The organism is Pseudomonas sp. HR1, from assembly GCF_030175875.1.
GTDB classification, from domain to species: domain Bacteria; phylum Pseudomonadota; class Gammaproteobacteria; order Pseudomonadales; family Pseudomonadaceae; genus Chryseomonas; species Chryseomonas oryzihabitans.
In genome coordinates this window covers 171,073-197,424 of sequence record NZ_JASNRF010000006.1, presented here as the reverse complement: position 1 = coordinate 197,424, position 26,352 = coordinate 171,073, and the positions used below count along the sequence as shown (strand labels likewise).

Annotated in this window: 27 protein-coding genes, 1 pseudogene and 1 riboswitch; of the genes and pseudogenes, 12 read left to right on the top strand and 16 right to left on the bottom strand. The window is 65.9% G+C overall.

Translation table 11 applies throughout. The features are described from left to right. The 6 genes from QKY98_RS20675 to QKY98_RS20650 all read right to left on the bottom strand — a co-directional run. Nucleotides 1–935: ISNCY family transposase (locus tag QKY98_RS20675; protein WP_284671507.1), on the bottom strand; the 935-nt coding region annotated here is incomplete at its 3' end. A 348-nt stretch (nucleotides 936–1,283) separates the two neighbouring features. Further along, nucleotides 1,284–2,258, bottom strand: a complete 975-nt coding sequence (locus tag QKY98_RS20670) for a 5-oxoprolinase subunit C family protein (protein WP_284671506.1) — start codon at nucleotides 2,256–2,258, stop codon at nucleotides 1,284–1,286. Further along, nucleotides 2,255–3,127, bottom strand: a complete 873-nt coding sequence (locus QKY98_RS20665; RefSeq protein WP_027602292.1) for a 5-oxoprolinase subunit B family protein — start codon at nucleotides 3,125–3,127, stop codon at nucleotides 2,255–2,257. Before QKY98_RS20665 ends, QKY98_RS20670 begins: the two co-directional genes overlap by 4 nt. Continuing rightward, a complete protein-coding gene (locus tag QKY98_RS20660) occupies nucleotides 3,124–4,497 on the bottom strand; it encodes an acetyl-CoA carboxylase biotin carboxylase subunit (protein ID WP_284671505.1) in 1,374 nt (457 codons plus the stop codon). Before QKY98_RS20660 ends, QKY98_RS20665 begins: the two co-directional genes overlap by 4 nt. Then, entirely contained in the window at nucleotides 4,494–4,745 is a 252-nt protein-coding gene (locus QKY98_RS20655) for an acetyl-CoA carboxylase (RefSeq protein WP_027599349.1), read from the bottom strand. Before QKY98_RS20655 ends, QKY98_RS20660 begins: the two co-directional genes overlap by 4 nt. Nucleotides 4,746–4,838: 93 nt before the next feature. Beyond that, nucleotides 4,839–5,603, bottom strand: coding sequence for a 5-oxoprolinase subunit PxpA (locus QKY98_RS20650; protein WP_027599348.1), 765 nt, complete (start codon nucleotides 5,601–5,603; stop codon nucleotides 4,839–4,841). A gap of 118 nt (nucleotides 5,604–5,721) precedes the next feature. Here QKY98_RS20650 and QKY98_RS20645 point away from each other — a divergent pair, with 118 nt between their 5' ends. From QKY98_RS20645 to QKY98_RS20635, 3 genes are all read left to right on the top strand, one after another. Beyond that, nucleotides 5,722–6,639: a LysR family transcriptional regulator gene (locus QKY98_RS20645; protein ID WP_027602295.1), complete on the top strand. Its 918-nt coding sequence runs from the start codon at nucleotides 5,722–5,724 to the stop codon at nucleotides 6,637–6,639. Between the two features lie 137 nt (nucleotides 6,640–6,776). Beyond that, complete coding sequence (locus QKY98_RS20640; RefSeq protein WP_007161735.1) at nucleotides 6,777–7,028, top strand: helix-turn-helix domain-containing protein; 252 nt, start codon at nucleotides 6,777–6,779, stop codon at nucleotides 7,026–7,028. Then, nucleotides 7,025–8,311 carry a HipA domain-containing protein gene (locus QKY98_RS20635; protein WP_278388150.1) on the top strand — a complete coding sequence of 429 codons (1,287 nt, stop codon included), beginning with the start codon at nucleotides 7,025–7,027 and terminating at the stop codon, nucleotides 8,309–8,311. Before QKY98_RS20640 ends, QKY98_RS20635 begins: the two co-directional genes overlap by 4 nt. A 9-nt stretch (nucleotides 8,312–8,320) precedes the next feature. Here the strand turns inward: QKY98_RS20635 and QKY98_RS20630 are convergent, their stop codons facing one another. Both QKY98_RS20630 and QKY98_RS20625 read right to left on the bottom strand, forming a co-directional pair. Then, entirely contained in the window at nucleotides 8,321–8,719 is a 399-nt protein-coding gene (locus QKY98_RS20630; protein ID WP_284671504.1) for a hypothetical protein, read from the bottom strand. Nucleotides 8,720–8,753: 34 nt separating this feature from the next. After that, entirely contained in the window at nucleotides 8,754–9,767 is a 1,014-nt protein-coding gene (locus tag QKY98_RS20625; protein ID WP_074583695.1) for a 1-aminocyclopropane-1-carboxylate deaminase, read from the bottom strand. 159 nt (nucleotides 9,768–9,926) lie between these two features. On the opposite strand from QKY98_RS20625, the gene QKY98_RS20620 reads away from it, so the two are divergent. Next, complete coding sequence (locus tag QKY98_RS20620) at nucleotides 9,927–10,397, top strand: Lrp/AsnC family transcriptional regulator (RefSeq protein WP_007161739.1); 471 nt, start codon at nucleotides 9,927–9,929, stop codon at nucleotides 10,395–10,397. A 47-nt stretch (nucleotides 10,398–10,444) separates the two neighbouring features. Here the strand turns inward: QKY98_RS20620 and QKY98_RS20615 are convergent, their stop codons facing one another. Beyond that, nucleotides 10,445–11,449 carry a LysR family transcriptional regulator gene (locus QKY98_RS20615; RefSeq protein WP_284671509.1) on the bottom strand — a complete coding sequence of 335 codons (1,005 nt, stop codon included), beginning with the start codon at nucleotides 11,447–11,449 and terminating at the stop codon, nucleotides 10,445–10,447. Between the two features lie 110 nt (nucleotides 11,450–11,559). Between QKY98_RS20615 and QKY98_RS20610 the strand changes: the two genes are divergently transcribed. Together QKY98_RS20610 and QKY98_RS20605 are read left to right on the top strand one after the other, a co-directional pair. Next, complete coding sequence (locus QKY98_RS20610) at nucleotides 11,560–12,612, top strand: Gfo/Idh/MocA family protein (RefSeq protein ID WP_197851616.1); 1,053 nt, start codon at nucleotides 11,560–11,562, stop codon at nucleotides 12,610–12,612. Between the two features lie 92 nt (nucleotides 12,613–12,704). Continuing rightward, nucleotides 12,705–12,872, top strand: a pseudogene (locus QKY98_RS20605) (MFS transporter); the annotation flags it as partial. Between the two features lie 40 nt (nucleotides 12,873–12,912). Here the strand turns inward: QKY98_RS20605 and QKY98_RS20600 are convergent. From QKY98_RS20600 to QKY98_RS20570, 7 genes are read right to left on the bottom strand one after another with little or no spacing between them, the layout of a single operon-like run. Beyond that, nucleotides 12,913–14,067 carry a M20 family metallopeptidase gene (locus QKY98_RS20600; protein ID WP_284671503.1) on the bottom strand — a complete coding sequence of 385 codons (1,155 nt, stop codon included), beginning with the start codon at nucleotides 14,065–14,067 and terminating at the stop codon, nucleotides 12,913–12,915. Next, complete coding sequence (locus QKY98_RS20595; protein ID WP_284671502.1) at nucleotides 14,067–15,461, bottom strand: M20 family metallopeptidase; 1,395 nt, start codon at nucleotides 15,459–15,461, stop codon at nucleotides 14,067–14,069. The genes QKY98_RS20600 and QKY98_RS20595 overlap by 1 nt, the downstream gene beginning before the upstream one ends. Before the next feature lie 14 nt (nucleotides 15,462–15,475). After that, on the bottom strand, nucleotides 15,476–16,438 hold the full coding sequence (locus QKY98_RS20590) for an ABC transporter ATP-binding protein (protein ID WP_027602317.1): 963 nt from the start codon (nucleotides 16,436–16,438) through the stop codon (nucleotides 15,476–15,478). After that, nucleotides 16,435–17,430: an ABC transporter ATP-binding protein gene (locus tag QKY98_RS20585; protein WP_284671501.1), complete on the bottom strand. Its 996-nt coding sequence runs from the start codon at nucleotides 17,428–17,430 to the stop codon at nucleotides 16,435–16,437. Before QKY98_RS20585 ends, QKY98_RS20590 begins: the two co-directional genes overlap by 4 nt. Nucleotides 17,431–17,444: 14 nt before the next feature. Next, nucleotides 17,445–18,347 carry an ABC transporter permease gene (locus QKY98_RS20580; protein ID WP_284671500.1) on the bottom strand — a complete coding sequence of 301 codons (903 nt, stop codon included), beginning with the start codon at nucleotides 18,345–18,347 and terminating at the stop codon, nucleotides 17,445–17,447. Between the two features lie 8 nt (nucleotides 18,348–18,355). After that, the gene (locus QKY98_RS20575) at nucleotides 18,356–19,273 is read right to left on the bottom strand and encodes an ABC transporter permease (RefSeq protein WP_007161747.1); all 918 of its coding nucleotides are present in this window, start codon (nucleotides 19,271–19,273) and stop codon (nucleotides 18,356–18,358) included. A 48-nt stretch (nucleotides 19,274–19,321) separates the two neighbouring features. Next, nucleotides 19,322–20,842 (bottom strand): ABC transporter substrate-binding protein, encoded by a 1,521-nt coding sequence (locus tag QKY98_RS20570; RefSeq protein WP_027602319.1) that lies wholly within the window; start codon nucleotides 20,840–20,842, stop codon nucleotides 19,322–19,324. Between the two features lie 171 nt (nucleotides 20,843–21,013). On the opposite strand from QKY98_RS20570, the gene QKY98_RS20565 reads away from it, so the two are divergent. The 6 genes from QKY98_RS20565 (at nucleotide 21,014) to QKY98_RS20540 (ending at nucleotide 26,273) form a co-directional block, all read left to right on the top strand. Further along, a complete protein-coding gene (locus tag QKY98_RS20565; protein WP_044341864.1) occupies nucleotides 21,014–21,919 on the top strand; it encodes a LysR family transcriptional regulator in 906 nt (301 codons plus the stop codon). Between the two features lie 177 nt (nucleotides 21,920–22,096). Then, nucleotides 22,097–22,196, top strand: a riboswitch (guanidine-I (ykkC/yxkD leader). 51 nt (nucleotides 22,197–22,247) lie between these two features. Continuing rightward, complete coding sequence (locus QKY98_RS20560) at nucleotides 22,248–23,312, top strand: putative urea ABC transporter substrate-binding protein (protein ID WP_042134133.1); 1,065 nt, start codon at nucleotides 22,248–22,250, stop codon at nucleotides 23,310–23,312. Nucleotides 23,313–23,335: 23 nt separating this feature from the next. Then, on the top strand, nucleotides 23,336–24,148 hold the full coding sequence (locus QKY98_RS20555; protein WP_027599335.1) for an ABC transporter permease: 813 nt from the start codon (nucleotides 23,336–23,338) through the stop codon (nucleotides 24,146–24,148). Then, nucleotides 24,148–24,906 (top strand): ABC transporter ATP-binding protein, encoded by a 759-nt coding sequence (locus QKY98_RS20550; RefSeq protein ID WP_027602321.1) that lies wholly within the window; start codon nucleotides 24,148–24,150, stop codon nucleotides 24,904–24,906. The genes QKY98_RS20555 and QKY98_RS20550 overlap by 1 nt, the downstream gene beginning before the upstream one ends. 11 nt (nucleotides 24,907–24,917) lie before the next feature. Beyond that, nucleotides 24,918–25,628 (top strand): urea amidolyase associated protein UAAP1, encoded by a 711-nt coding sequence (locus QKY98_RS20545; RefSeq protein ID WP_115945699.1) that lies wholly within the window; start codon nucleotides 24,918–24,920, stop codon nucleotides 25,626–25,628. A 9-nt stretch (nucleotides 25,629–25,637) separates the two neighbouring features. Beyond that, a complete protein-coding gene (locus tag QKY98_RS20540) occupies nucleotides 25,638–26,273 on the top strand; it encodes an urea amidolyase associated protein UAAP2 (RefSeq protein ID WP_027599332.1) in 636 nt (211 codons plus the stop codon). The last annotated feature ends 79 nt before the right edge of the window (nucleotides 26,274–26,352 follow it).

Here is a 26,352-nt window from a genome sequence, read left to right as displayed (position 1 = left end):
TCACGTACTGGGCGGTGGGCATCGAAGTCCGAGCGGGCTGGTTTGCCGAAGCGACGATTGTAATCGGCCATGAAGAGCGGCAGATAAGCGTTGGCGGCTTCGACGGTGCTGATGTTTCGTAGTCGCAGTTCCTTGACCAGGCGATCCTGCAAGGTGAGATGGGCGCGCTCGACGCGGCCCTTGGCCTGGCTGGAGTTGGCGCAGAAGGTATCGATGTTCAGCTCGAACATGGCCCTGGCGAACTGCGTGTGGCCATCGCCACCCTGAGCATCTTTGCTGTTGACTCGAAACACACTGGCCTTGTCACTATAGAGCGCCAAGGGCTTACCGTGGTCCTCCAGGTAGGCCCGGGTAGCCTGGAAGTAGCTGAAGGTCGACTCGCTACGGGTGAATGCCAAGTGCATCAGACGACTGGTGGCGTCGTCGACGTAGACCAGTAGGGTGCATGCCGGCGCTCGGTCCTCGAACCATCGATGATCGCTGCCATCGATCTGGATTAGCTCGCCCAGGCAGGCTCGGCGATTGCGTGGCTGGTACACCTTGGGCGGTCGCTGCCGACGCGGTGTCCAGAAGCCGGTATCCATCATGATGCGCCTGACCGTTTCCTTGGCCAGACGCAGGCCGTGACACTCGGCCAACTTCTCGGCTGCAAGAGTGGGACCGAAATCCTGGTAGTGCTGCCGGATCAGAGCGGCGGCACGCTGTTCGAGGCCAGGCCGCAGCTGATGATTGCTGGGCTGGCCACGCTTACGTGAGGTCAGGCCTGAAACGCCGGCGTCCCGGTAACGCTGCACCAGGCGGTGAACCTGCCGGGTACTCAGCTGCAGGCGCTGGGCAGCGCGTGTGGGTGTGAGGAAACCCTCGGTCACCGCCTGGATGACCTTGAGGCGATCGACTTCGCGTAGGCTCATCGTGATCCGCTCGTAGGCTGACATCCTGATCGCTCCACATCGGCTGGGAAGCCGTTAGGCTAGCCGCCACACGTGATCGGGACATTTCTATTTGGCTGGATCGCGACATTACTAATTGGCTGTAACACCATAACTTCGCATAATGTATATTATGTTAAATTGTATATCGGCCTAGACTGACAACTGCCCTTTGCCATCCCCTCCAGTCTTTAACCTTATCCCTGATTCGGCCACCTGCTTCGACTCCGGCTTCCCTACCCTGGCCCTGTTAATCGACGATCAGGATCTCCTTGCATGACGATCCTGAAAACGCGTCCGTTGCGAACGACGCCTTCAGGATCTCTCGACTGATCACCGGCTGCCATCGAGTCCCTAGCTCGCCAACAGCTGCTCCAGTCGCTGCAGGCGCTCCTTGTACACACGCCGTGCGGCCAGCGCGTCTTCCAGGGTTACCGCCACGAATCGCGCCTTCTGGTTGGGCTGCAGCTGACCGATCAAATCCAGGTCGCTGCTGATGACCGTGCCGATCATGGCGTAGCCGCCACCCGACACGGCGTCTCGGTGCAGGACGATGGGTTCGAGGCCCGCCGGTACCTGGATCGAGCCGATGGGATAACAGCTGTCGACGATATTGGACGGATCCGAGCCGGCGCCAAAGGGTTGTTCGCGCGGCGTGAATTGCAACGGCCGGCCGCCCTTGAATCTGTAGCCGATGCGATCGGCTTCGGAGCCCACTGTCCAGGTATCGGCGAAAAAGGCCTCGGCGGCGTCTGCGGTCAGCCGGTGATGATAGAGCCCCGGCACGACCCGCAGGGTCACCTCGCCACCGCAAGCCGGCACCAGGTCGACTGGCAACCGGACGCTAGGCTTGGCGCCTGTCGCCGGGGTTCCGACAGTCAGTTCGTCACCCGCGGCGAGCCTTCGGCCCTGGAAGCCACCGAGGCCGCCCAGGGTGTACGTCGAGCGACTGCCCAGCACCTCGGGCACGGCGAAACCGCCCGCCACGGCCAGATAGCCACGGGCGCCGGCCTTGAGGTAATCGAACTTGAGCACCTGGCCGGCGCGCACGCTGAAGGCTTCGTCCAGTGGCATTTCGGCGCCGTCCAGGCGTGGCGTCATGCGCGCGCCGCTCAGGGCAACCAGGGCGTCTTCGGTAAAGTGCAGCTCCGGGCCGAGCAAGGTGCATTCCAGGGCGGCGGCGCCGGGTGCGTTGCCCACCAGCAGATTGGCCGCGCGCAAGGCATAGCTGTCCATGGCCCCGGACGGCGGGATGCCCAGGTGGTAGTAGCCTTCGCGACCAAGATCCTGGATCGAGGTGGCCAGGCCGGGTTTGAGTACCTTGATCATGCCGGCTCCTCCATCAGGGTGCGCGGATAGCCACGGGGATCGTCGAGAAAGGCGTCCAGGGAAAAGTCCACCGGACGGATATTCAGGGTGAAGCTACCCTCCTCTACCTCGGCCAGCATCCGGTCGTATTCGGCGCGGTCGATGGCGCGGAAACGGACGATGTCGCCGGGCCGGAAGAACACCATGTGGTCCTGCAGGTAATCGAGGCGCTGGGCCGGTTCGTAGATGGGCGCCGGCGTCACGCCGAACATCTGGTAGCCGCCGGCGCCTCGTACCGAGTAGATGCAGCCGAAGCAGCCGCCGTGGCCGAGGGTCTGCTTGGGCGTGTCGGTGCGGGGTCGCAGGTACTTGGGGACCTGCAGCTGCCGCTCGGCCTCGACCATCTGGAACATGAACGGCAATCCGGCGACGAAGCCCACCATGGAGACGAACCAGGGCGCGCCGCTGTGGGCCTCGATGAAGGCCTCGACATCGGCCAGGCCGTTGATGCGCGCGGCGTATTCCAGATCGGTAGCGGTCGGATCCTGGTGGCGATCGCGAAAGCGCATCAGCGTCTCGTGGGTCCAGGGATCGTTGTAGAGCACCGGGATCTCGATCAGACGCGTGGCCAGTTGGCGCTCGGCCACCGCCTGGTCTTCCACGCCCTGGACGGCGGCCAGCAGCCGGTCGGGCGGCAGGACATCGGGATCGAAGCGGATCTGGAAGGAGGCATTGGCCAGGCAGATGTCGTGGATGCCGGGCAGTTGCAGCGCCTGCACCGCGCGGGTCATGGCCAGGCCACGGAAAAACGCCTCCAGGGACATGCTTTCGGACAATTCGACGAACAGGTGCTCGTCGCCGCCGAAGCTATAGCGGATCGCGGTCGTCATGCGGGAATCTCCTCGGCCAACCAGTGTTCCAGGGTACCGGTGTCGAAGCGGGCTTCGATCACCCAAGGTTCGTCCAGCAGGCGGCGATGCAGACTGGCGGTAGTAGCCATGCCGGTCAGACGCAACTGGTCCAGCGCCTGGCGAGCACGGGCCAGGGCCTCGCCGCGATCGGCGCCATGGGCGATGAGCTTGGCCAGCAGCGAGTCGTAATAAGGCGGCACTCGGTAGCCTGCATAGAGATGACTGTCGACGCGGATGCCCGGACCCTGCGGCCAGGCGAGCTGCTCGACGGTCCCGGGGCTGGGAAAGAAATTGCGCGCCGGATCTTCGGCGTTGAGTCTCAGCTCGATGGCGGCGCCCTGCAAATGGATGTCTTCCTGGCGCAGCCCCAGGGGTTCACCTCCGGCGATGCGCAACATGGCCTGGACCAGATCGATGCCGGTGACCATCTCGGAGACCGGATGCTCCACCTGGATGCGGGTGTTCATCTCGATGAAGAAGAACTCGCCACGGGCTTCGTCGAACAGGTATTCCAGGGTGCCGGCGCCACGATAGCCGAGGCTTTCGGCCAGGCGTACCGCGCTGGCGCAAAGGGTCTCGCGCTGGGCGGCGCTCAGGACCGGCGATGGCGCCTCTTCCAGGAGCTTCTGCCGGCGCCGCTGCAGCGAGCATTCGCGCTCGAACAGATGCACGGCGCGCTGGCCATCGCCAAGGATCTGCACCTCTATATGCCGAGCGCGCTCGATGAAGCGCTCCAGATAGAGGGCGCCGCTGCCAAAGGCGGTCTGGGCTTCACGCTGGGCGATGGGAAACTCCCGCGCCAGCTCGGCGGCGTCGCGCGCCAGGCGGATGCCCCGGCCTCCTCCTCCGGCCGATGCCTTGATCAGCAGCGGATATCCCACCGTCGCGGCTGCCGCTATGGCGGCCTCTATATCGGCCGGTTCGCCGGCAGAGCCCGGTACCACCGGCACGCCAGCCGCCAGCGCGGTGCGCCGCGCCTCGGCCTTGTCGCCCATGCGGCGGATGATGTCACCCGAAGGGCCGACAAAGATGGCACCGGCCTCCTCCACCGCATCGGCAAAGGCGGCGTTCTCGGCCAGGAAGCCATAGCCGGGATGCACCGCATCGGCGCCGCTGTCTCGCAAGGCCGTGAGCAGAGCCTCTGTATTGAGGTAGCTGCGATCCGCCCGCGCCGGGCCGATCACCACCACGGCATCGGCCTGGCGCGCCGCCAGCGAATCCCGGTCAGCCTCGCTGCAGGCCAGTACCGTCTCGATGTCCAGCGCCTTGGCGGCACGCAGGATACGGACGGCGATCTCGCCGCGATTGGCCACCAGCAGACGGCGGATGCCGCCCCCTGTCGTATTCACGAGGCGGCCCCGTTCAGGGTAGCCAGCAACTGACCCGGCTCGACCGGATCCCCGTCCTCGACGGCAAAGGCCGTCAGGGTCCCGGCGACCTCGGCGTGAACCTCGGAGAATTGCTTCATCACCTCGACCAGGCCGATCACGGTGCCGGCGGTGACGGTTTCCCCGACATCCACATAGGGCGCCGCATCGGGCGTGGGTTTGCGATAGAACGTTCCGGGCAGGGGCGAGAGCACCGAATGTTCGGCCATGACGATTCCTCTTCTGGGCAATGTTGTCGGAAAGGCAGGCGTAGCTAAGGGCAGGAGGACCCGGCATCTTGGCGCCGGTGTCCGCATGGAAAACTAGCCGGCGCCCGGGGCGCGGATGGCGATGCCGGCGGCCTCCAGGCGCTGGCGGATGGCCTGGGCCAGGCCCAGCGCCCCGGGGGTGTCGCTGTGCAGGCAGATGGATTCGAAGGCCACCTCGACCTCGCCCCCCTCCACCGTGGCGACCCGTCCCTGCTGGCAGGCTTTGAGCACCCGGTCGGCCACCGCCTGAGGATCCAGCGCGCCCATGCGCCGGACCAGGACGATGGAGCCGCTGGCGTCATAGTCCCGGTCGGCATAGAACTCACGCACCAGGGGCTGGCCCAGCTCGCGACCGATGCGCCAGGTGGCCGAATCGGGCAGGCAATAGAGCAGCAGCCCGGGTTCGAGGCGTTGCAGCGTCTCCACCAGCAGCCGGGCCGCCGCCTCGTCCCGGGCCAGGTGCATGAACAGCGCACCATGGGGCTTGAGATGCTGCAGCCGCAGGCCGTGCAGCCGGGCGAATTCACGCAGGGCGCCGAGCTGATAGACGATATCGGCCACCAGTTCGTCGGCGGGCATCTGCAGGGGCCGACGGCCGAACCCCACCAGGTCGCGATAGCCCGGATGGGCGCCGATGGCCACGTTGCGGGCCTTGGCCTGCTGCACGGTGCGCTGCATGAGGCCTGGATCGCCGGCATGGAAGCCGGTGGCGATATTGGCCGAGCTGACCAGGTCGAGCAGCTGGTCGTCCACGCCGTCACCCAGCGTCCAGGCGCCAAAGCCCTCGCCCATGTCGGAATTGAAATCTACCTCGATCATTGCGGTATCCCCTGGCAGCGGTGCGTTGTCCTCGACCTTAGGACTGCCCTGCCCCCTTGGGAAGATTTATTATCCAAAGCCCAGTGTTCGGAAAAATCGATACCTCAGGACAGTCGCCATGGCCCTCACCCTGCGCCAACTCCGTTATTTCACCGCGACGGCAGAACTGGGGCAGATCTCCCAGGCGGCCATCCACCTGAACATTTCCCAGTCGGCGGTGACCAGCGCCATCCAGGAACTGGAGGGCCTGCTGAGCACCAGTCTGTTCGTCCGTTCGGCGCAAGGGATGGCGCTGACCGATGCCGGTCGGCATTTCCTCAACCATGCCTACGGTATTCTGCGCGGCGTCGACGACGCCCTCAGCAGCGCCCTGCCCGATCACCGCGCCAGCGGCGAGTTGCGCATTGCCGCCAGCTATACGGTGATCGGCTACTTCCTCCCCCACCACCTGCAACGCCTGGCACAGCTCTATCCCGAGGTGACGGTGGCGGTACACGAGCAGGAGCGCCAGGCCATCGAAGAGGCGCTGCTGGACAGGCGCATCGACATGGCGGTGGTGCTGACCGCCAACCTGACCCACGAGGACATCGTCTCCGAGACGCTCTTCAATTCCGAACGCCGGCTCTGGCTGCCCAGTGGCCATCCCTTGCGCGATCGACCCAACGTCAGCCTGGCCGATGTCGCCCGCGAGCCCTATGTCCTGCTCACCGTCGACGAGGCCGAACAGAGCGCCATGCGCTATTGGCGCCAGGCCGGTCATGAGCCCCAGGTGCGGTTGCGTACCAGCTCGGTGGAGGCCGTGCGCAGCATGGTGGCCAACGGCAGCGGTGTCGCCATTCTTTCCGATCTGGTCTATCGGCCCTGGTCGCTGGAGGGCAAACGGCTGGAGACCCGCACCCTGGTGGAGCCCATTACGCCCATGAGCGTGGGGCTGGCCTGGCATAGGGAGCATCCGCTGACGCCGGCCATGCAGGCCTTTCGCAGCTACTTCCACAGCGCCTTCCTGGCGCCCCAGCAGCTGGGCGCGCGACGGTGACTGCAGGGATAAATCCTCACGAACGTAAGGAATCGATCTGCATAACAGCCTGGATAGCTAAAATCCTCACGATCTTGAGGATTGCACCGGCTATCCCTTTGGCGTTAGCCTGATCCTCACGCTCGTGAGGATCAATCATGCAGGTGCTACTCAAGAATGCCGCCGACCTCGGCGCCCTCGTCCGCCAGGCGCGCAAGGCCCAGGCCCTGCGCCAGGACGACGCCGCCGGTAGCCTCGGCGTCAGTGAAAACTTTCTCGGCAAGGTCGAGCGCGGCGGCGAAACCGTTCAGTGGGGCAAGCTGTTTCAGGTACTGGAAGGCCTGGGCGTGCGCCTGATCGTGGATCTGCCCCCCGAGGTGGAAGCCCAGCCGGATACCCGGACACCATGAGGCGTGAACTCCTGGCCTGGATCGACGACCAGCTGGTGGGTCGGCTGGCTGACGAGAACGGTATCTGGTCATTCCAGTACGAATCCGGTTGGCAGGCCTTCGGACTCTGTCCGCAATTGCCCTTGCAGCCAGAGCCGCTGATCGATGGCAGTTCGCAGCGACCGGTGCAGTGGTACTTCGACAACCTGCTACCCGAGGAAGGCCAGCGGCAACTGCTCGCCCAGGATGCGCGTCTGGAGGCCGCCGATGCCTTCGCCCTGCTCAGCTGGTACGGCGCCGAGTCCGCCGGCTCCCTTACCCTGCTCGCCGAAGGCCAGCGCCTGCCACCGGGGGATCGCCGCCCCCTGAGCGACGCCGACCTCTCCCGACGGATCAAGGCCATGCCGCAGCTGCCACTGACCCACGAGGCGCACAAGCGCATGTCGCTGGCCGGCGCCCAGCACAAGCTGGCGGTGATCCTTGATGAGCAGGGGCTGCAGGAACCCGTGGGCGCCCTGCCCTCGACCCATATCCTCAAGCCGGACCATCCCCACGAAGCCTTCGCCCATTCGGTAATCAACGAGTGGTTCACCATGCGCCTGGCGGGTATGGCCGGGCTGATCGTTCCTGCCGTCGAGCGCCGCTACGTGCCCGAGCCGGTCTATCTGATCGAGCGCTTCGACCGCGTCCGCACCCCGGGCGGCTGGCAGCGACGCCATGGCATCGACGCCTGCCAGGTGCTGGGGCTGGATCGTCATTTCAAGTACCAGGCAGGCAGCGTGGAGCGGTTGGCCGAGCTGGCACGGCTATGCGAAGCGCCCGCCGTGACCCGGACGCGGCTGTTCAATTGGCTGGCGTTCAACGTGCTGGTGGGCAATACCGATGCCCATCTGAAGAATCTGGGCTTTCTGGTCTCACCGCGGGGACTCGCCCTGGCGCCCTGCTATGACCTGCTCTGTACGGCCGTATACGAAAGTCGCGCCTTCGACCAGCAGCGCTGGCCGGACGCAACCACCCTCGCCTGGCCGATCCTCGGTGAAAACCGGCTGGCGGCCGTCGACCGCGAGCGATTGCTGGATGCCGCCGAGGTGCTGGGTATCAAGCGCTCGCCGGCCGCCGCCCAGTTGCAACGCCTGCGCCAGCGCCTGCCCTCCCAGGCTCAGCAGTTGCTGGAACAGACCGAGCGGGAGAATCAGGTTCTGGCCGCCACGCGACCGGAGTTGCGGGCAGTCTTCGCCGGCGAGCTGCGCTGCCTGCGGGCGATCAGGGCGCTGATCGCCGAACAGGTCGAGCGGCTGGCCTGACGGCCACCCTTAAAGCGGCAACACCGCCAGCAGGCGCTCGCGTCTGAGCTGCTGTAGGCGGGCGACCAGCTCGCGCGTGGGGGTGCCGCTGGTGAACCGTTGCAGGCGTTGCCCGGCGACTGATCCCAGCCATTCCAGCTCGTTAACGCCTTCCGGCTCGACCGCCAACAGCAGGCAGTCACCGCCCAGCCGGGACAACAACCCCACGATCCGGCTGCGTGGCCCCTGCGCCAGCCACTCCTCGTGCAACCCGACGGCGTCCTCCAGCTGCAGCACCGGGAGGTCGCTGCAACCGGGCAAGCCGCTGCGCAATTCAGCCGTCACCGCGGGGTCGAGATCGCCATGCAGGATGACCAGCGCCACGGCCGGTCGGAGGTCGTCTACCGCTGTCCAGGGTTGGCTCGTCATGCTGGACCTCCTCGTGACCGGTCGAAGCCTGGGCTCAGGCGAAGGCGTTGTGATAGGCGTTGAGCGCCGGTGCGCCCCCGAGGTGAACATAGAGCACCCGGCTGCCCTTGGCGATCTCGCCACTGCGCGCCATGGCGATCAGCCCGGCCATGGATTTGCCCTCGTAGACCGGGTCGGTGAGCATCCCCTCCATCTGCGCGGTGTAGCGGATGGCCTCGACGGTGGGGCCATCCGGCAAGCCGTAGTCGGGGCCGCAGAAACGCGGCTCGATGATGACGTCCTCGTCGCGGATCTCCTTGTCCAGGCCAATCATCTCGGCGGTGTTGCGCGCGATTTTGGTCACCGCGGCGCGGGTCATTGCGGCGTCCGCCGCCGTGTCGATACCGATCAGGCGACGCTCGCGCTCCTGGGCGCGAAAGCCCACCACCATGCCGCCCTGGGTCGAACCGGTGCAGGTGGCCGTGACCACGGTATCGAAGAAGAGGCCCTGGTCGCGTTCCTGCGCCGCCAGCTCGTCGGCGAAATGGGCATAGCCGAGGCCCCCCAGGGGATGGTCCGAGGCGCCGGCGGGAATGGCGTAGGGCTTGCCGCCCTCACGCCGCACCTCGTCCAGGGCGCGCTCCCAGGTGGCTTTCACCGCGGTGGAATAGCCCTCGCCTTCCAACAGCGTCTGGGCGCCCATCAGCCGCGACAGCAGGATGTTGCCGACCTTGTCGTAGACCGGGTCTTCCCACTTGGTCCATTCCTCCTGGACCAGCCGGCACTTCATGCCCAGCACCGCGGCGACGGCGGCGACCTGGCGCGTGTGGTTCGACTGGATGTTGCCGATGGACACCAGGGTATCGCAGCCCTGCGCCAGGGCATCGGCGGCCAGCCATTCCAGCTTGCGCACCTTGTTGCCGCCATAGGCGAGACCGGAGGAGACGTCGTCACGCTTGGCCCAGAGTTCGATACCGAGGTCCTTCGACATGCGCTCCAGCTTGTGCAGGGGCGACGGGAAATAACCGAGCTTGACGCGGGGAAAACGTTTTTCGAGATCCAGGGACATAGCAGCGACTCCAGTGGTGAGAGAACGCCTTCAATGCTAGGGAAAACGCTGAAAAAGGTGCTTTCGAATGAGCGGTACGAAATCTGCTTTCCTTTTGGCTACCTCGATTTCCTCCTATAGACGTTCTTCCAGAAACCACTTTTCAAGGAGAATCTTTCGATGAGCGAAGCTGCGGAACTCACCTCGGTCGAACGCAAGATCCTGCGCGCTCTGCAACAGGACGGACGGCTCAGCAATGCCGAGCTGGCGCGCCAGGTTTCCCTGAGCCCGAGCGCCTGCTGGAACCACACGCGCAAGCTGTTCGAGAGCGGGGTCATCACCGGTGTCAGGGCCCATGTGGACCCCAAGGCGGTGCAACGGGAGACCGCGGTGCTGGTGGGCGTGGTGCTGGACAGGTCGACCCCCGAATCCTTCCAGGCCTTCGAGGCGGCCGCACGCGCCCTGCCCCCGGTGCTGGAGTGCTACCTGGTGGCCGGCGACGTGGACTACTTCATCAAGCTCAGGGTCAAGGACATCGCGGCTTTCAATCGCCTGCACAGCGAGCGGCTGATCGCCCTACCCGGCGTGCGCCAGGTGCGCACCTTTTTCGTGCTGAACGAGATCAAGACCGATGGGTTGTTGCCCATCTGATTCGGCGGGTGGCGCCTAGGGAGGGACGGGTACCGAGCGGCGCCCGTTCAGTACACAGTTGCCTGCGTGCTGTTGGTATCAGCGTCGGGCCCTGACAACCCGTTGGCCGTGGTCTCAGCCAAGAGTGCGTACGGGCCGGAACTCAGGTGATCACTCAAGAACTCCAGGCAGACCCTGATCTTCATCGACCCGGAAGCCCGAATCGTGGTGACGGCGGATACGTCAGCTGGCTGGTAATGTTCACGTAGGACACGGACAAGCGTGCCATTTCTGATGCTCGGCGCCACGTCCCAGGTCGATGCCATGATGATGCCGAATCCTTCATGGGCCCACTCCCGAACGACATCACTGTGATTGGATGCCATTGGCCCTGTCACCTTTACCGACTCAAGGCCATTTGGCCCCTCCAGCCGCCATACACCGAAACTCTGATCCCTGCCACGGAACAATAGACAGTCGTGGCGTTGAAGGTCGCTTAGCGCGGTTGGGCAGCCTCGTTCTTCCAGATAGCTCGGAGCGGCACAGAGAATCCGTTTGCTATCTGCAATCTTGTGAACAATCAGGTTCTGCTCGTTGACTTCACCCACTCGGATGTCGATGTCGAATTGCTCTGCAACCAAGTCAGTTCGACGGTCAACCAGCTCAAGCCAAACCTCCAACTTGGGGTAGCGTTTCCTGAGCAGCGCCAGAACAGGTGCGATGTGAAAGCGCCCCATCCGTTGGCTCGTGCTGATACGCAGCGTGCCTCTGGGTTCGACGCGGTCACCCAGCGACGTTTCAAGCATTCCATTGACGTTGTCCATGATCGTTTGTGCCCAGACAAGCATCGTCTCGCCATCCTTGGTGATCGAAACCCGCCTGGTTGTCCGGTTGAAAAGCTTGCAGCTCAGCGTCTCCTCCAGCGCCAGAACACGTTTGCTGACGTGAGCGGGAGAGATCCCAAGCTCTGTACCTGCGGCGCTAAAACTGCCGCGTTTGGCGATCACGGAGAACAGGAGCAGATCCCTCAGGAAGGGATCATTGTTCACTAGTGGAGAATTCTGATTTTCCATGAAGGACAATTATAGCATCTGGGGTTGATAGTAGCCTTGATCCTAGCAGATCGAATCGCGCCCCCAATTGCGTCGCGATTTACAACAATAATGCTCACGAAGATCAAAGCATGTCTAAAATCAGAATTGCGGTAGCCGGTGCCGGCCTCATCGGGCGCCGCCATATCGAACTCATCAAGGCGAGTCCTTCTTGTGAACTGGCAGCGGTTGTCGATCCGCTTGAAATCGATGCCCAATACCTGGATTCACTAGGCGTCACGCACTATGCAGATCTTTCTGCCTGCTTCGCAGAAGACAAGCCTGACGGCGTAATTCTTGCCACACCTAACGCTCTACACGTCGAACAGACCCTGCAATGCATTGAAGCGGGTGTTGCCGCGCTGATCGAGAAGCCGGTGGCGCATAGCGTTGCGGAAGGTAAGCGGTTACTCGCGGTCGCCGACGCAACGGGTGCCAGGCTGCTCGTAGGTCATCATCGGGCGCATAGCCCCATCCTTGCCAAGGCGCGAGAGGTCATACGCGACGACATCCTGGGAGACATCGTTGCTGTCCAAGGCAGCGCTTTATTCTACAAACCAGATGACTACTTCGACGCTGCCATCTGGCGGCGCCAGGAAGGCGGCGGCCCCATTCTGATCAACATGATCCATGAAATAGGCAACTTGCGTTCGCTGTGCGGCGAGATTGTTGCCGTTCAGGCGATGCAGTCCAGCGCAGCGCGCGGGTTTCCCGTCGAAGATACCGTGTGTATCGGCCTGCGCTTTGAGAGTGGAGCGCTCGGTTCCTTCCTGCTTTCCGACAGCTCTGGATGCGCCCGCAGCTGGGAACAAACATCGCAGGAAAACGCGAGCTATCCATCCTACGAAGATGAGGACTGCTACGTCATCAGTGGGAAAAACGGCTCGTTGTCAGTGCCCACTATGCGTCTCAAATACTACGAAAGGGTCGAAGACCGATCCTGGTGGAAGCCCTTCCAAACAGGCGTTGCTGGTGTTGAGCGCCACGACCCGCTTGAGATCCAGCTTGAGCACTTCTGCAACGTCATACGAGGCACGGAATCGCCACTGGTTTCTGTGCGCGACGGCCTGCGGAATCTCATCATCACCGAGGCTATCTCAGCAGCCGCGAAGAGCGGCTCGATCATGGAAATCGGCCCTATCTGAGTCTTTGGCATAGCGTCTAGTCATGCGCTGCCTTACGGGTACCACGGCTGTTTTCGCCGCCCTGCCAGATCTATAAAAACAATAACTGGAGCATTCAGTTAACCACGGCAACCGAGACAGAACAGCACCCTACCAAGCAGGCCAGGAAGGCCACCGCGAGTGGTTGGATTGGCTCCGCTTTGGAATGCTACGACCTTTTCATTTATGCCCAAGCAGCAGCATTGATCTTTCCCCAGCTCTTTTTCCCTTCGCCTGATCCGAGCAGCCCTAAACATTGCCAAGAACTGAAGCGGCTCGTCATCAGACCTTTACGGCCAGGGCGAGGATGGTGGCGACCAGCGCCTGGGTGCGCGGAACCAGGGTGTCGAGCACCAGGAATTCGGCATCGGTATGCACCTTGCCACCGACCGGGCCCAGGCCACAGAGGGTGGGCACACCCAGGCTTGCGGTAAAGCCGGAATCGGCGCAACCACCGGTGAACTCCCCCTCCACGCTGAAGCCAAGTGCCTGCGCCTCGCGCTGGTAGAGCGCCAGCAAGTCACGGCTCAGGTGCTCTTCCATGGGCAGGAACAGGCCGGTGATGGTGACGCTGGCCCGGGTTCCCGGCAGCTCTTCTTCGGCGACGATGGCCTCGATGCGCGCCTGCAGTTCGGGCCAGTCGGCCAGGGCGACGAAGCGCACGTCCAGGCGCGCGGTGGCACCGGGCGCGACGGTATTGCTGGAGGTGCCGCCCTCGATGAGGCCGACGTTGGTGGTGATGCCGCGCCCGTAGTCGGTCAGGGCATGCAACTTGATCACCTTGAGCGCCAGGGCCTGGATAGCGCTGGCGCCTTCGGCGTGGTTGACCCCGGAATGAGCCGCCCGCCCGCTGACCTTAATGGTGAGGCTGGCGCCCCCCTTGCGCGCCTTGACCACGTTGCCGCTGACCCGTCCGGGCTCGCAGTTCAGTACCGCCCGGGCCGCGCGCGCCGCGGCTTCCAGATGAGGACGCGCCGTGCCGGAGCCGATCTCCTCGTCACCGGTGTAGAGCACCCGTACCGGGAATGGCAGCTCGCCGGCACGCTTGAGCGCGCGCAAGGCGAAGCAACTCGCCACCAGGCCACCCTTCATGTCCGCGACACCGGGGCCGTAGGCCTGGCGGGCATCCTGGGTGAAGCCGCGGCTGGCCACGGTGCCCGGCGGAAAGACGGTGTCGCGATGGCCCAGCAGCAGCACCGCGGCGCCCGTGGCAGGCCCCACCTGTGCGACGAGGACGTCACCGAAGTCGGTCACCGGCGTCCGGACGACCTCGATGCCATCCTCGGCCAGGGCAGCGGTGAGCACGGCGCCGACTGCATCCACGCCAGCCTTGTCGTAGCTGTTGGAATCGGTATCGACCAGGCGTTGCAGCAGGCGGGTCATCGGCTCGCGCTGGGTGGCGAGCCACTCCAGGGCGGTAGTCTTGGCAAGGGACATCAGCTGCGGCTCCAGCGATCGCCCAGGTCCCAGAACAGCCCGGCCATGAGTTGCAGCCCCTGCCGCACGACCGGGGCCAGGAGATGCTCGTTGGGCGCATGCTGGGAGCAGGCGGGATAGGAATGGGGTACCCACAGGGTGGGCAGTTCGAGGATGTCGGCAAAGATGTCATTGGGCAAGCCACCGCCGAAATTGGGCAGCAAGGCGGGCTTTTCGCCCAGGGTGTGGGTCAGGGACGTCAGGGCCCAGTCCACCCAGGGATTCTCCGGGTCCAGCCGCGAGGCGTGGAGGATCTCGTCCTTGGCCCGGGTGACCCGCACGGCGGCGAAACCCCGCTCGGCCAGGTGCGCCTCGATCAGCGGAATGAAGGTCGTACAGTCGCAGCCGGCGACGAAGCGGATCTGGCAGTGGGCACGGGCAGTGCCAGGAATGGCATTGACCGGTGCCTCGGGATTGCCGGTGGTGAAGGCCAGCAGTTCGAAGGTGTTCCAGCCGTAGACGCGTTCGGCCGGGGTCAGCCCGGGCTCGCCCCAGTGGGGATCGATGGCCGGATCGCCCGGCGCGCCGCCCACCTCGATGTCGGCCAGGGCACGGCGCACCGGTGCGGGCAGCTCGGTGGGCTTGAGCCCCGCGACCTGGATCTGGCCCTGGGCATCCACCAGGCTGGCCAGGGCATGGGCGAGGATGATGCCGGGGTTGGCCAGCAGCCCGCCCCAGTTGCCGGAGTGATGGCCGCCTTCGCGCAGGTCCAGGTGCAGGTCGAAGTTGAAGGTGCCCCGGGCACCCAGGAACAGCGTGGGCCGGGATGCCGAGACCCGCGGACCGTCGGAGGCGATGAACAGGTCGGCGGCCAGGGCCTGGCGCTGCTCCTGGCAAAAGGTGCGCAGGCCGACCGAGCCGATCTCCTCACCCATTTCCAGCAGCAACTTGACGTTGTAGCCCAGGCGTCCGCCGCGCGCGGCGATCACCTGCTCCAGCGCCGCCAGGTTGAGCAGGTGTTGGCCCTTGTTGTCGGCGGTACCGCGGCCGTACCAGCGCTCGCCCTGCTCCACCAGCGTCCAGGGCGCGATGCCTTCGCGCCAGCGGCTGGCATCGCCGCGCACCACGTCGCCGTGGCCATAGCTGAGCAGGGTCGGCAGCGTCGGGTCCTCGATCCGCTCGGCGATCAGCAAGGGCCCCTTGCCGGCGACCGGGTTGTCCAGCCGGCGACTGGTGAAGCCGAGACTGGCCACGTAGGGGGCGATGAAGTCATCCAGGTAGCGGCCCAGCTCCGCCTGGCGCTCGGGTTCCTGGCTTTCGGTGGGATGGGCCACGGCGGTGGCGAGCCGGGCACGGAAGGCGCCGCTGTCGAAGTGCGCGGCGGCAAGCTCAAGGGCATGGGTACGGCTGGTCATGGCGGACTCCGGGGTCAGGCGGGTTCGGGCAGGTGGCAGCGCTTGCTGCCGCCAGGGATGGTTTCGCGTTCCGGATAGCGCTCGGCGCAGGGGCCGAAGCAGCGCGGGCAGCGGGGATGGAAGGCGCAGCCGCTGGGCGGCGAGATGGGATTGGGAAAGCTGCCGCCCAGGCCCAGCGCCGGGAGCCCCAGCGCTGGATCAGGGGTCAGCACCGCGTCCAGCAGCGCCCGGGTATAGGGATGCGCCGGCTGGGCGAACAGCGCCGCCCGCTCCCGCTCCTCGACGATCTTGCCGAGGTACATCACCGCCACCCGGTCGGCCAGGTGTTCCACCACCGCCAGGTTGTGGCTGATGAGCAGATAGGTCAGGCCGAATTCTCGCTTGAGTTCCAGCAGCAGATTGAGGATCTGCGCCTGCACCGAGACGTCCAGCGCCGAGGTGGGTTCGTCGCAGATCAGCACGTCCGGGCGCATCACCAGGGCGCGGGCGATGGCCACCCGCTGGCGCTGGCCGCCACTGAGCTGACCGGGGTGGCTGTCGGCCGCGCGGCGCGGCAAGCCCACCACGTCGAGCATCTCCGCGACCCGGCGTTGCTGCTCGGCGGGCGTGCCCAGGCCATGCACCTGGAGCGGCAGCGCCACGATCTGGCGCACCGTCTTGCGCGGATTGAGCGACGAATAAGGATCCTGGAAGATCGGCTGGATGTGCCGGGCCATGCGCTTGCGGTCCACCCCACGCAGGTGCTCGCCACCCACCAGGATGTCGCCGCTGGTGGGCGCCAGCAGCCCCAGCAGCAGCTTGGCCAGGGTGCTCTTGCCGCACCCCGATTCCCCCACTAGCCCCAGGGTCTCGCCGCGATAGAGCCGCAGCGAGATGCCATCCACCGCCTTGAGGGTGGCAGGCGGACGGAACAGGCCGCGACCCAGGGTGAATTCGCGGCGGATGTCGCACAGCTCCAGGGCGATCTCGCGGCTCATCGCACACCTCCGACCCGGCGCAGGGGTTCGCTGGGCAGGGCGAAATGACAACGCGCCAGGTGCGCGCCCTCCTCCAGCAAGGGCACGCTGTCGGCGCAGGCCGCCACCGCCTGCGGGCATCTGTTGCGAAAGGCGCAGCCGTGCTGCTCGCCGACCAGACTGGGTACCAGGCCGGGAATGGCGTCCAGCGGCTGCCCGGGACGGGTCCGACCCGGTACCGGGATGCTCGCCAGCAGGCCACGGGTATAGGGGTGTCGCGGCGTGGCGAAGAGTTCGGCGGCCGGCGCCTGCTCGACGATCTGGCCGGCATACATCACCGCCACCCGGTCGGCGATGCGCGCCACCAGCCCTAGGTCGTGGGTGATGAAGACGATGGCCGTGCCGAATTCCCGCTGCAGGTCGCGCAGCAGGTGCAGGATCTGCGCCTGGATGGTGACGTCCAGCGCGGTGGTGGGTTCGTCGGCGATAATGAGGTCCGGCTCGCAGAGCAGCGCCATGGCGATGACCACCCGCTGGCGCAATCCGCCGCTGAGCTGGTGTGGATACTGGCGCAGGCGCTCGCCGGCGTTGCTGATGCCGACCTTTTCCAGCATGGCCTCGGCGCGGGCCCAGGCGGCCTTGCGGTCCAGCCTACGGTGGCGCCGCAGCACCTCGGTGAGCTGGTCGCCGATGCTGTAGGCCGGATTGAGGGCGGTCATGGGCTCCTGGAAGATCATCGCCAGGCGATTGCCGCGCAGGTCGCGCATGCCCCTTTCACCCAGGGTCAGCAGGTCGTGCTCGCCCAGCGTCAGGCGCGCCGCCTGGCGCCGGGCCTGGCGCGGCAGGAGGTCCATCAGCGCCAGGGAGGTGAGCGACTTGCCGCAGCCGGATTCGCCCACCAGGCAGAGCATCTCGCCCCGCTCCACCTGCAGGTCCAGGCCGCGCACGGCGTGCAGGGTGTCGTCCCCCAGAGGAATGTCGATGCGCAGGTCTTTAACGTCGAGCAGTGCCATGGTCAGTCCTCCGCTTAGTTGCGCCCGCTGGGCGCGGCCAGATCCCGGATGCCGTCGCCGACCAGGTTGATGGCCAGCACCAGCAGCATCAGGGCGATCCCGGGGATGGCGATCACCCAGGGCGAAAAGAACATGTAGGGCTTGCCTTCGGCGATCATCAGCCCCCAGGACGGCAACGGCGGCTGCACGCCCACGCCGAGAAAGGACAGGGTCGCCTCCAGCAGGATGGCGTGGGCCATCTCCAGGGTGATCACCACGATCAGCGCCCCCAGCAGGTTGGGCAGGATCTCGCCGACGATTACCCGCCAGTATGAACAGCCCAGGGCCTGGGCGGCGGCGACGTATTCGGCGTCGCGGATCTGCTGCACCGCGGCGCGCACCACCACGGCGAAGCGATCCCACAGCAGGCAGCCGAGCAGGATCACCACGACCTTCAGCGAGCCGCCCACCAGGGAGGCGGCGGCCAGGGCCACCATCACCACCGGCAGGGCCAGGCGAGTGGTCACCAGGTAGCTCACCAGGGCATCGACCTTGCCACCGTAATAGCCGGCGAGCACCCCAAGTAGGGTACCGATGGCGCCGGAAATGAGCGCCGCGGCCAGGCCGATGAACAGCGAGATGCGTGCGCCATAGAGCAGGCGGGACAGGTAGTCGCGGCCGAGCTTGTCGGTGCCCAGCGGATGGGCCCAGGTGCCCTTGGCCATCCATACCGGTGGTTTCATCCGCTGCATCACGTCCTGGGCATAGGGATCGTGGGGCGCCAGCCAGGGTGCGGCCAGGGCGGCGAACACGATGATGACGAGCAGTACGGCGCCGAGGGCGAAGCCGCGGTGGCCGAACCAGCGGCGCAGCTGGCGACCCAGGGTCGGCCGTGGGGGCAGATAGTCGTCGAGCACGAAGGGATTGGCGACGGTCATGGGGCCTCCTAGCGCACGCGAATGCGCGGGTCGAGCAAGGCGTTGAGCAGATCGGCCAGCAGCGTCAGCACGATGTAGATCAACGCGATCAAGAGAACGATGGCCTGCACCACCGGGAAGTCGTTGCGGGCGATGGCGTCCCAGGCCAGCTGGCCAATGCCCTGCAGGGAGAACACCGCCTCGATCACCACCGAGCCGCCCAGCATGAAGCCGAACTCCACGGCGGCCAGGGCCACCACCGGGATCAGCGCATTGCGCAGGGCGTGCTTGAACAGCACCCGTGCCGGACTCAGGCCCTTGGCCCGGGCGGTGCGGATGTAGTCGGCGCCCAGCACGTCGAGCATCCCGGCGCGGGTCAGGCGCATCAGCGAGGGGGTGGCGTAGTAGCCCAGGGCGATCGCCGGCAGGATGAAGTGCTGCCAGCTGGTATTGCCGGACACCGGCAGCCACTTGAGGGTCACGGCGAAGACGACGATCAGCACCAGGGCGAACCAGAAGCTGGGCATCGCCTGGCCAAAGGTCGCCAGAGTCAGCGCCAGGCGGTCGATCCAGGTGTCGCGCTTGACCGCGGCCAGCACCCCGAGCGGGATGGCGATGAGCAGTGCCACCAGCAACGCGATGGCGCCCAGGGTCAGGGTGATGGGCAGGCGGCTGGCGATGAGATCCCGCACCGACTCCTGGAAGAAAAACGACTGCCCCAGGTCCAGCCGCAGCAACTGCCCGACCCACTCGACGTACTGCGTCGCCAGGGGTTTATCGAGTCCATGCTGATGACGCACCACCTCGATCTGTTCGGCGGTGGCCTCGGGGCCGGCGATGGCGGTGGCCAGATCGCCGGACAGGTGCAGCAGGAAGAAGCTGATGAGGGAAACGGTAAAGGCCACGGCCAGGGCGATACCCAGGCGGCGCAGGAGGTATGCGGACATGCTCGGCTCCTCGGCGAGAGACGCCCCCGTGCGGGGCGCCGGGACGGATCAGTTCCAGTGGGCCAGGGCGAATCGCGGCAACTCGTCCGGATAGGGCTGGAAGGCCAGGTCCGAGGTGAAGGCATAGTTGATGGAATAGTTGAACACCGGCGCCCAGTAGGCCTGCTCGGCGATCCGCTGCAGCGCCTTGCGGTAGTTCTCTTTGCGCACGGCCGGGTCCATGGCGGTGTCGGCCACCTTGAGCCAGTCGATCACCTGGGGATCCTTGGCCACGTCGTCGGCATTGCCCTTGAAATAGACGCCGGTGGCCGCCGAGGCATCGGCGATGGAGAAGGAGCCCCAGGCGAGAAAGGCCATGGGCACCTTGCCGGCGCGCTGCTGGTCACGCAGCGCGGCGTATTTCAGATAGCGCAGCTTGGCGTCGATGCCCACCGCGCGCAGGTCGCCGATCAGCGCCTCGACCACGTCGCGGTCGCGGTAGGCGAAGATCTCGGTGCTGAAACCGTTGGGGTAGCCGGCGGCCTTGAGCAGCGCCTTGGCCTTGGCCGGGTCGTAGGGGTACCCCGGCACCGCCTTGGCGTCGCAACCGAATTGCTCCGGATAGCAGGCCACCTGCAGCGGCTGGCTGCCGCCCCCCATGAGCTGACTGGCGATGGCTTTGCGGTTGATCGCGTAGTTGACCGCCTGGCGCACCTCGGCCTTGGCAAAGGGCGAATCCGGGCTGGAGGCGCCCTGGGCATCCATGCTGAGGAAGCCGATCCTCATGCTGGCCCCGCTCTCCACGGTGAGATTGGGCGCGGCCTTGAGTTGCTCGGCCTGGTCCGGCGCCACGCGCCAGGCCCAGTCGATGCCGCCGGTCATGAGTTCGGCGAGTCGGGTTTCGGCGTCGGGAATGACGCGGAACTGGATATGGCCGATGCGTGGCTGCCCCTGGGGGCTGTCCTTGAAGTAGTCGGGATTGCGTTCCAGCGTGACGCCCTGGCCGCTGGTGACCGCGACGATGCGATAGGGCCCGGTTCCCACCGGCTTCTGAGCGAAGCCCGCCAGGCCTACTTTCTGGAAATACTTGCCGGGATAGATGGGCAAGGGATTGGCCAGGTATTCCAGCGCGGCTGGAAACGGCTGCTTGAGGTGCAGGCGGACCTTGTATTCGCCCAGCTTCTCGGCGCTCTTGATCCAGTTGACGTTCTGCTGGGTGACCACCTTGCCCTCGGGCGAGGCCACATAGTTGAAGGTGAAGACCACGTCATCGGCGGTGAAGGGATCGCCGTTGTGGAAGGTCACGCCCTGGCGCAGATCGAAGTCGAGGGTCAGCGGATCGACCTGCTGCCAGTGGGTGGCCAGCATCGGCTTGTATTCGCCGGTCTGGGGGTCGCGGTAGATCAGGGTGTCCCAGGCCAGGTGGGCGAGGATGACGCCTTCACGGGCATCGTTGTGATAGGGGCTGACGTTTTCGGGTTCGGTGTCGGAGGCGTAGACCAGGGTGTCGTTGGCCTTGCCGGCGAAGGCCTGGCCCTGGGCCAGGAAGAGAGAAAACGCGATGCCACAAGCGAAACCTTTGAGTCCCATGCCGTCTGTCTCCGGGGCGGTGGTTGGTCAAAGGCAGGTCCGCGAAGCGCGGGGAAGGAGTTCTTGCTGAAGCCTGTTATTGGTCTCTTGACCCGACTCTAGGTCTTGCCATCCCATGCCACAAGCAGAATATTTAGATGCAAGCCATGCCTTTTCGGCAAAGGAGGCTCCATGCAGCCCTACGGAATCCAGTCCACCGCCCTGCGCTATTTCCTCGAGGTGGTGCGTTGCGGCTCCATCAGCGAAGCCTCCCAACGGCTCAATGTCGCGGCCAGTGCCGTGAGTCGCCAGATCGCCAAGCTGGAACGCGAACTGGAGACGCCGCTGCTCGAACGCCGTGCTCGCGGGGTGGTGCCAAGCGCCGCCGGCGAGCGTCTGGCGGTGCATGCGCGCAAGGCGCAGCTGGCCAGCGAACAGGTCGCGGCCGAACTGCGCGGCCTGGCCGACCTGCGCCGCGGTCAGGTGCGCCTGGCCACCACCGAAGGCTTTTCGCTGGACTTCCTGCCCGAGGTGATCGCCGCCTTTCGCCAGGGCTACGCCGGCATCCACTTTTCTCTGGAGGTCTGCGCCCCCGCCGTGGTGACCCGCCGCGTCCAGGAAGGCGATGCCGACCTGGGGCTGACCTTCAGCCTGAGGCCCGAGCCGGATATCCGCGTCGAGGCCACCCTGAGTGGCGCCATCAAGGCGATCGTCGTTCCCGACCACCCGCTCGCCAGCCGCACCGATCTGGCCCTGGTCGATCTGCAGCCCTATCCCCTGGCGCTGCCGACGCCGGACACGACGATCCGCCAGCTATTCGACATCTGCTGTGGCGTCCAGGGCCTGTCCTTCGAGCCGGTGCTGGTGAGCAACAACATGCAGGCGCTCTATCGCTTCGCCGCGCTGGGCGCCGGGGTCGGCCTGTTCAGCGAGTTGAGCCTGCGCAGCCGGCTGCGCGAGGGCCAGTTGGTGGCCCTGCCGTTGCTGGACGAGGGCCTGGCGGCGCGGCGGATCGAGTTGCAGAGCATGGCGGGTCGCGAATTGCCACCGGCGGTCAATGCCTTCCGCCACGCGCTGATCGCGGCGCTGGGACGCTGAGTCAAAGCAGTGCATCAAGCCACTACGATGCACTGCAACGGGGCGGCGCGGCCGGTAGCGCAGCGCCGTCATGGCAAAGAACCAGCATGGCACGGGGCCTGGAGGCAACTGGCACGCATCTGGCAAAGACCATAGCGTGCAGGAGCACCGGTCAGCCGGTTTGATGCACCACAATCTGCAATGGATGACTAGGGTTCCGACTCGCTCGTGCGGGTGTCTGGTCCGAGAGTCGTCGACCTCTGATGGGGTTACACGGCGGGACAAAAGCCCGGGAGACACAGCGCCAGTCGCGTGCTCCTGTCCCGTCGTCCATCCTATTGGAGGTCCCATGCGCCATCCCCTGCTCGCCTCGCTCGTTCTCGGTTGTTCCCTGCTGCTTGGTGCCACCGCTCAGGCGGCGCCGCGCGACGACTTCAAGGTGTGCTGGACGATCTATGCCGGCTGGATGCCCTGGGGCGAAGCCCAGGCCCAGGGCATCATCGACAAGTGGGCCAAGAAATACGGCATCCACGTCGAGGTCGTGCAGCTCAACGACTACGTCGAATCCATCAACCAATACACCACCGGCCAGTTCGATGGTTGCGCCATGACCAACATGGACGCCCTGACCATTCCGGCCGCGGGCGGCGTGGACAGCACGGCGCTGATCGTCAGCGACTACTCCAACGGCAACGACGGCGTGGTGATGAAGGGCAAGGGCAAGACCCTGGCCGACCTCAAGGGCCAGCAGGTCAACCTGGTGCAATTCTCCGTCTCCCACTACCTGCTGGCGCGGGCGCTGCAGAGCGTGGGGCTGAGCGAAAGGGACCTGACCACCGTCAACACCTCGGATGCCGACATGGTGGCCGCCTTCCAGACGCCTGACGTGCGCAACGTGGTGACCTGGAATCCGCTGCTGGCCGAGGTCAAGGCCCAGCCCGACACCACCGAGGTGTTCGATTCCAGCAAGATTCCCGGCGAGATCCTCGACATGCTGGTGGTGAACACCGCCACGCTCAAGGATAACCCCGCCCTGGGCAAGGCGCTGACCGGTGCCTGGTTCGAGATGATGGCACTGATGCAGGCCCACGATGCCAAGGGCAAGGCGGCCCTGGAAGCCATGGCCAAGGCCTCGGGCACCGATCTCGCCGGCTTCCAGGCGCAGCTGGACAAGACCCGGCTGTTCGCCACGCCCGCCGAGGCCCTGGCCTTCGTCAAGGACCCCGCGCTGCCCACCACCATGCAGCGCATCGCCCACTTCTCCTTCGAACACGGCCTGCTGGGCCAGGGCGCGCCCAGCGCCGAGGCCATCGGCATCGCCTATCCGGGCGGCAAGACCAGCGGGGACGCGGGCAATCTCAAGCTGCGCTTCGATCCGACCTTCGTACAGCTGGCCGCCGACGGCAAGCTCTGAGCCCCGCCGCGAGGACGACGCCCATGCGCTTCATCAATCGGCATCCCGATCGGGGTGGCCGGCTCCTGCTGGTCCTGCTGCCCTTCGCCCTGCTCGCCCTGCTCTATCTGGTGGGCTCGGCCACCCGGCTGGCGGAGAACCCCAACGACAAGCTGCTGCCCAGCGTGGCGCAGATGGCCGATGCGGTGCAGCGCCTGGCCTTTACCGCCGACGTGCGCACCGGGGGTTATCCGTTCTGGCAGGACACCCTGGCCAGCCTGCAACGCCTGGGACTGGGCCTGGGGATCGCCGCGCTGATCGCCCTGGTGGTGGGCATCGCCGCGGGCAGCCTGCCCCTGGTCGGCGCGCCGCTGTCGCCACTGGTGACGGTGCTCTCGATGATCCCGCCCCTGGCGATCCTGCCGATTCTCTTCATCGTCTTCGGCCTGGGCGAATTGGCCAAGGTGATGCTGATCGTGGTGGGCGTCACCCCGGTGCTGATCCGTGAGCTCGACCAGCGCGCCCGGGAGTTGCCCCGCGAGCTGCTGATCAAGGCCCAGACCCTGGGCGCCAACAGCTGGACGGTGATCCTGCGCCTGGTACTGCCGCAACTGCTGCCGCGCCTGCTCATCGCCCTGCGGCTGCAGCTGGGCGCCGCCTGGCTGTTTCTCATCGCGGCCGAGGCTATCGCCGCCACCGACGGCCTGGGCTATCGCATCTTTCTGGTGCGGCGCTACCTGGCCATGGACGTGATCCTGCCCTATGTGGCCTGGATCACCCTGCTGGCCTGGCTGCTGGACGCCGGTCTGCGCCTGCTGACGCGACGCGCCTTTCCCTGGTACGGGGAGGGTCGCTGATGATCGAGGTCCGCAATCTCTGGCAACGCTACGGCGAGCAGGTGGTGCTCGAAGGCCTCAACCTGCAGGTGCGTGAAGGCGAATTCTGCGCCCTGGTCGGTGCCTCCGGCTGCGGCAAGTCCACCTTCCTGCGTCTGCTACTCGGTCAGGAGCGCCCCAGCCGGGGCGAGATCCGCATCGATGGTCAGCCGCTGTCGGCGGAACCGGATCCCGAGCGGGGCGTGGTCTTTCAGCGCTATTCGGTCTTTCCCCACCTGAGCGTGCTGGACAACGTCGCCCTGGGCCTGGAATTGCCCAGGTCCCCGCTGCTCGGCCGGCTGCTGGGTACGGCCAAGCGCCAGGCCCGGGAACAGGCCGCCGCCCTGCTCGAGCGCGTCGGCCTGGGCCAGGCCCTGGGCAAGTACCCGGGGCAGCTGTCCGGCGGCATGCAGCAGCGCCTCGCCATCGCCCAGGCGCTGATCGTCCGGCCGCGCATCCTGCTCCTGGACGAGCCCTTCGGCGCCCTCGACCCCGGCATCCGCAAGGACATGCACGCCCTGCTGCTGGAGCTCTGGCACGAGCGCCCGCTCACGGTGTTCATGGTCACCCATGACCTGCACGAGGGCTTCAGCCTGGCCACCCGGGTGCTGGTGTTCGACAAGGTCCGCCAGGACCCGCAAGCCCCCGGCGCCTATGGCGCCCGCATCACCTACGACCTGCCCCTGACCGCCAAGACCCCGCCCGTACATGCGGCCGGGACGCGGCCGGCCCTTATCTGACGAGGTTGCCCATGACTGAAGAACTGCTCTACCAGGAACGCGTCCCCGGCGGCGGTACCGCCTCCTTCATCCTGCGCCGCGGCCAGACCCTGCGCCTGACCGACGTGGAAGGCGGCGCCAATGTCAGCCTGCTGCTGTTCAATGCCGATGACCGCAGCGAGCGGCTGAATCTGCCGGATACCCTCAAGGGCCAGCACACCGCCCGTCTCACCGCCGGACACTGCCTCTATTCCGACATGGGACGGGTGCTGGCGGCCGTGGTGCGCGACACCTGCGGCTGGCACGACAGCTTCGGCGGCGTGGCCAATGCCGCCGAGGTGGCCGAAAAATACGGCGCGGGGCGTTACCAAGAATTGCGCAACGGCTTCCACCGTAACGGCACCGACAACCTGCTGGTGGAGCTGGCCAAGTGGGGCCTGGGGCTGGAAGACCTGCTGATGACCCTGAATCTGTTCAGCCGGGTGGACGTGGATGCCGAGGGCGCCTTTGCCTTCGTGCCCGGCAACTCCCGCGCCGGCGATCTGGTCGAGCTGTATGCGCCCATGAACACCCTGGTGGTGCTGACCGCCCTGCAGCATCCGCTGGACCCGGATCCGGTCTATGCACCACGCCCGGTCGATCTCGCCCAGTTGCGCGCCGCGCCTGAGGCGGCCGATCGCTGCCGCACCTCGCGCCCGGAAAACGAGCGCGCCTTCCAGAACACCGCCCGCTACTTCCTCTGAGGCCCCGCCATGAATCTGATCGCCAGCACCAAACGCCCGGAAGATGCCAGCTACCGCGCCGTCCTGCCGGCCGGAGCGCCCTATCTCAAGGAGGTCAAGGCCGGCCAGACCCTGCGCATCCATGACCTGGAAGGCAACCAGGCGGTGGACACCCTCTTCTACGCCGCCGCCAATCCTCAGGAACGCTACGATCCCCAGCGCACCCTGAGACGCCAGGGCCGGGTCTATCTGTCGACCGGCAGCGTGCTCTATTCCAACCTGGGCAATCCGCTGCTGACCATCGTCGCCGACACCTGTGGCCGCCACGACACCCTGGGCGGCGCCTGTTCCCAGGAGAGCAACACGGTGCGCTACGCCCTCGACCGCCGGCAGATGCACAGCTGCCGCGACAACTTCCTCTGCGCCGGTGGCCATGACGGGCGCCTGGGCAAGCGCGACATCGGCGCCAACATCAACTTCTTCATGAACGTGCCGGTGACCGCGGATGGCGGCCTGACCTTCGCCGATGGCATCTCCGGCGCCGGCAAGTACGTGGAATTGCGCGCCGAGACCGACGTCATCCTGCTGATCTCCAACTGCCCGCAGTTGAACAATCCCTGCAACGGCTGGAATCCCACCCCGGCCGAGGTGCTGCTATGGGACTGACCCGCGTACGCCAGCTCTGGCAGTGGCTGCGGCCGCACCTCTATCGGCTGTGTGAAGTCCGCGCCGGACGCTACGGCTA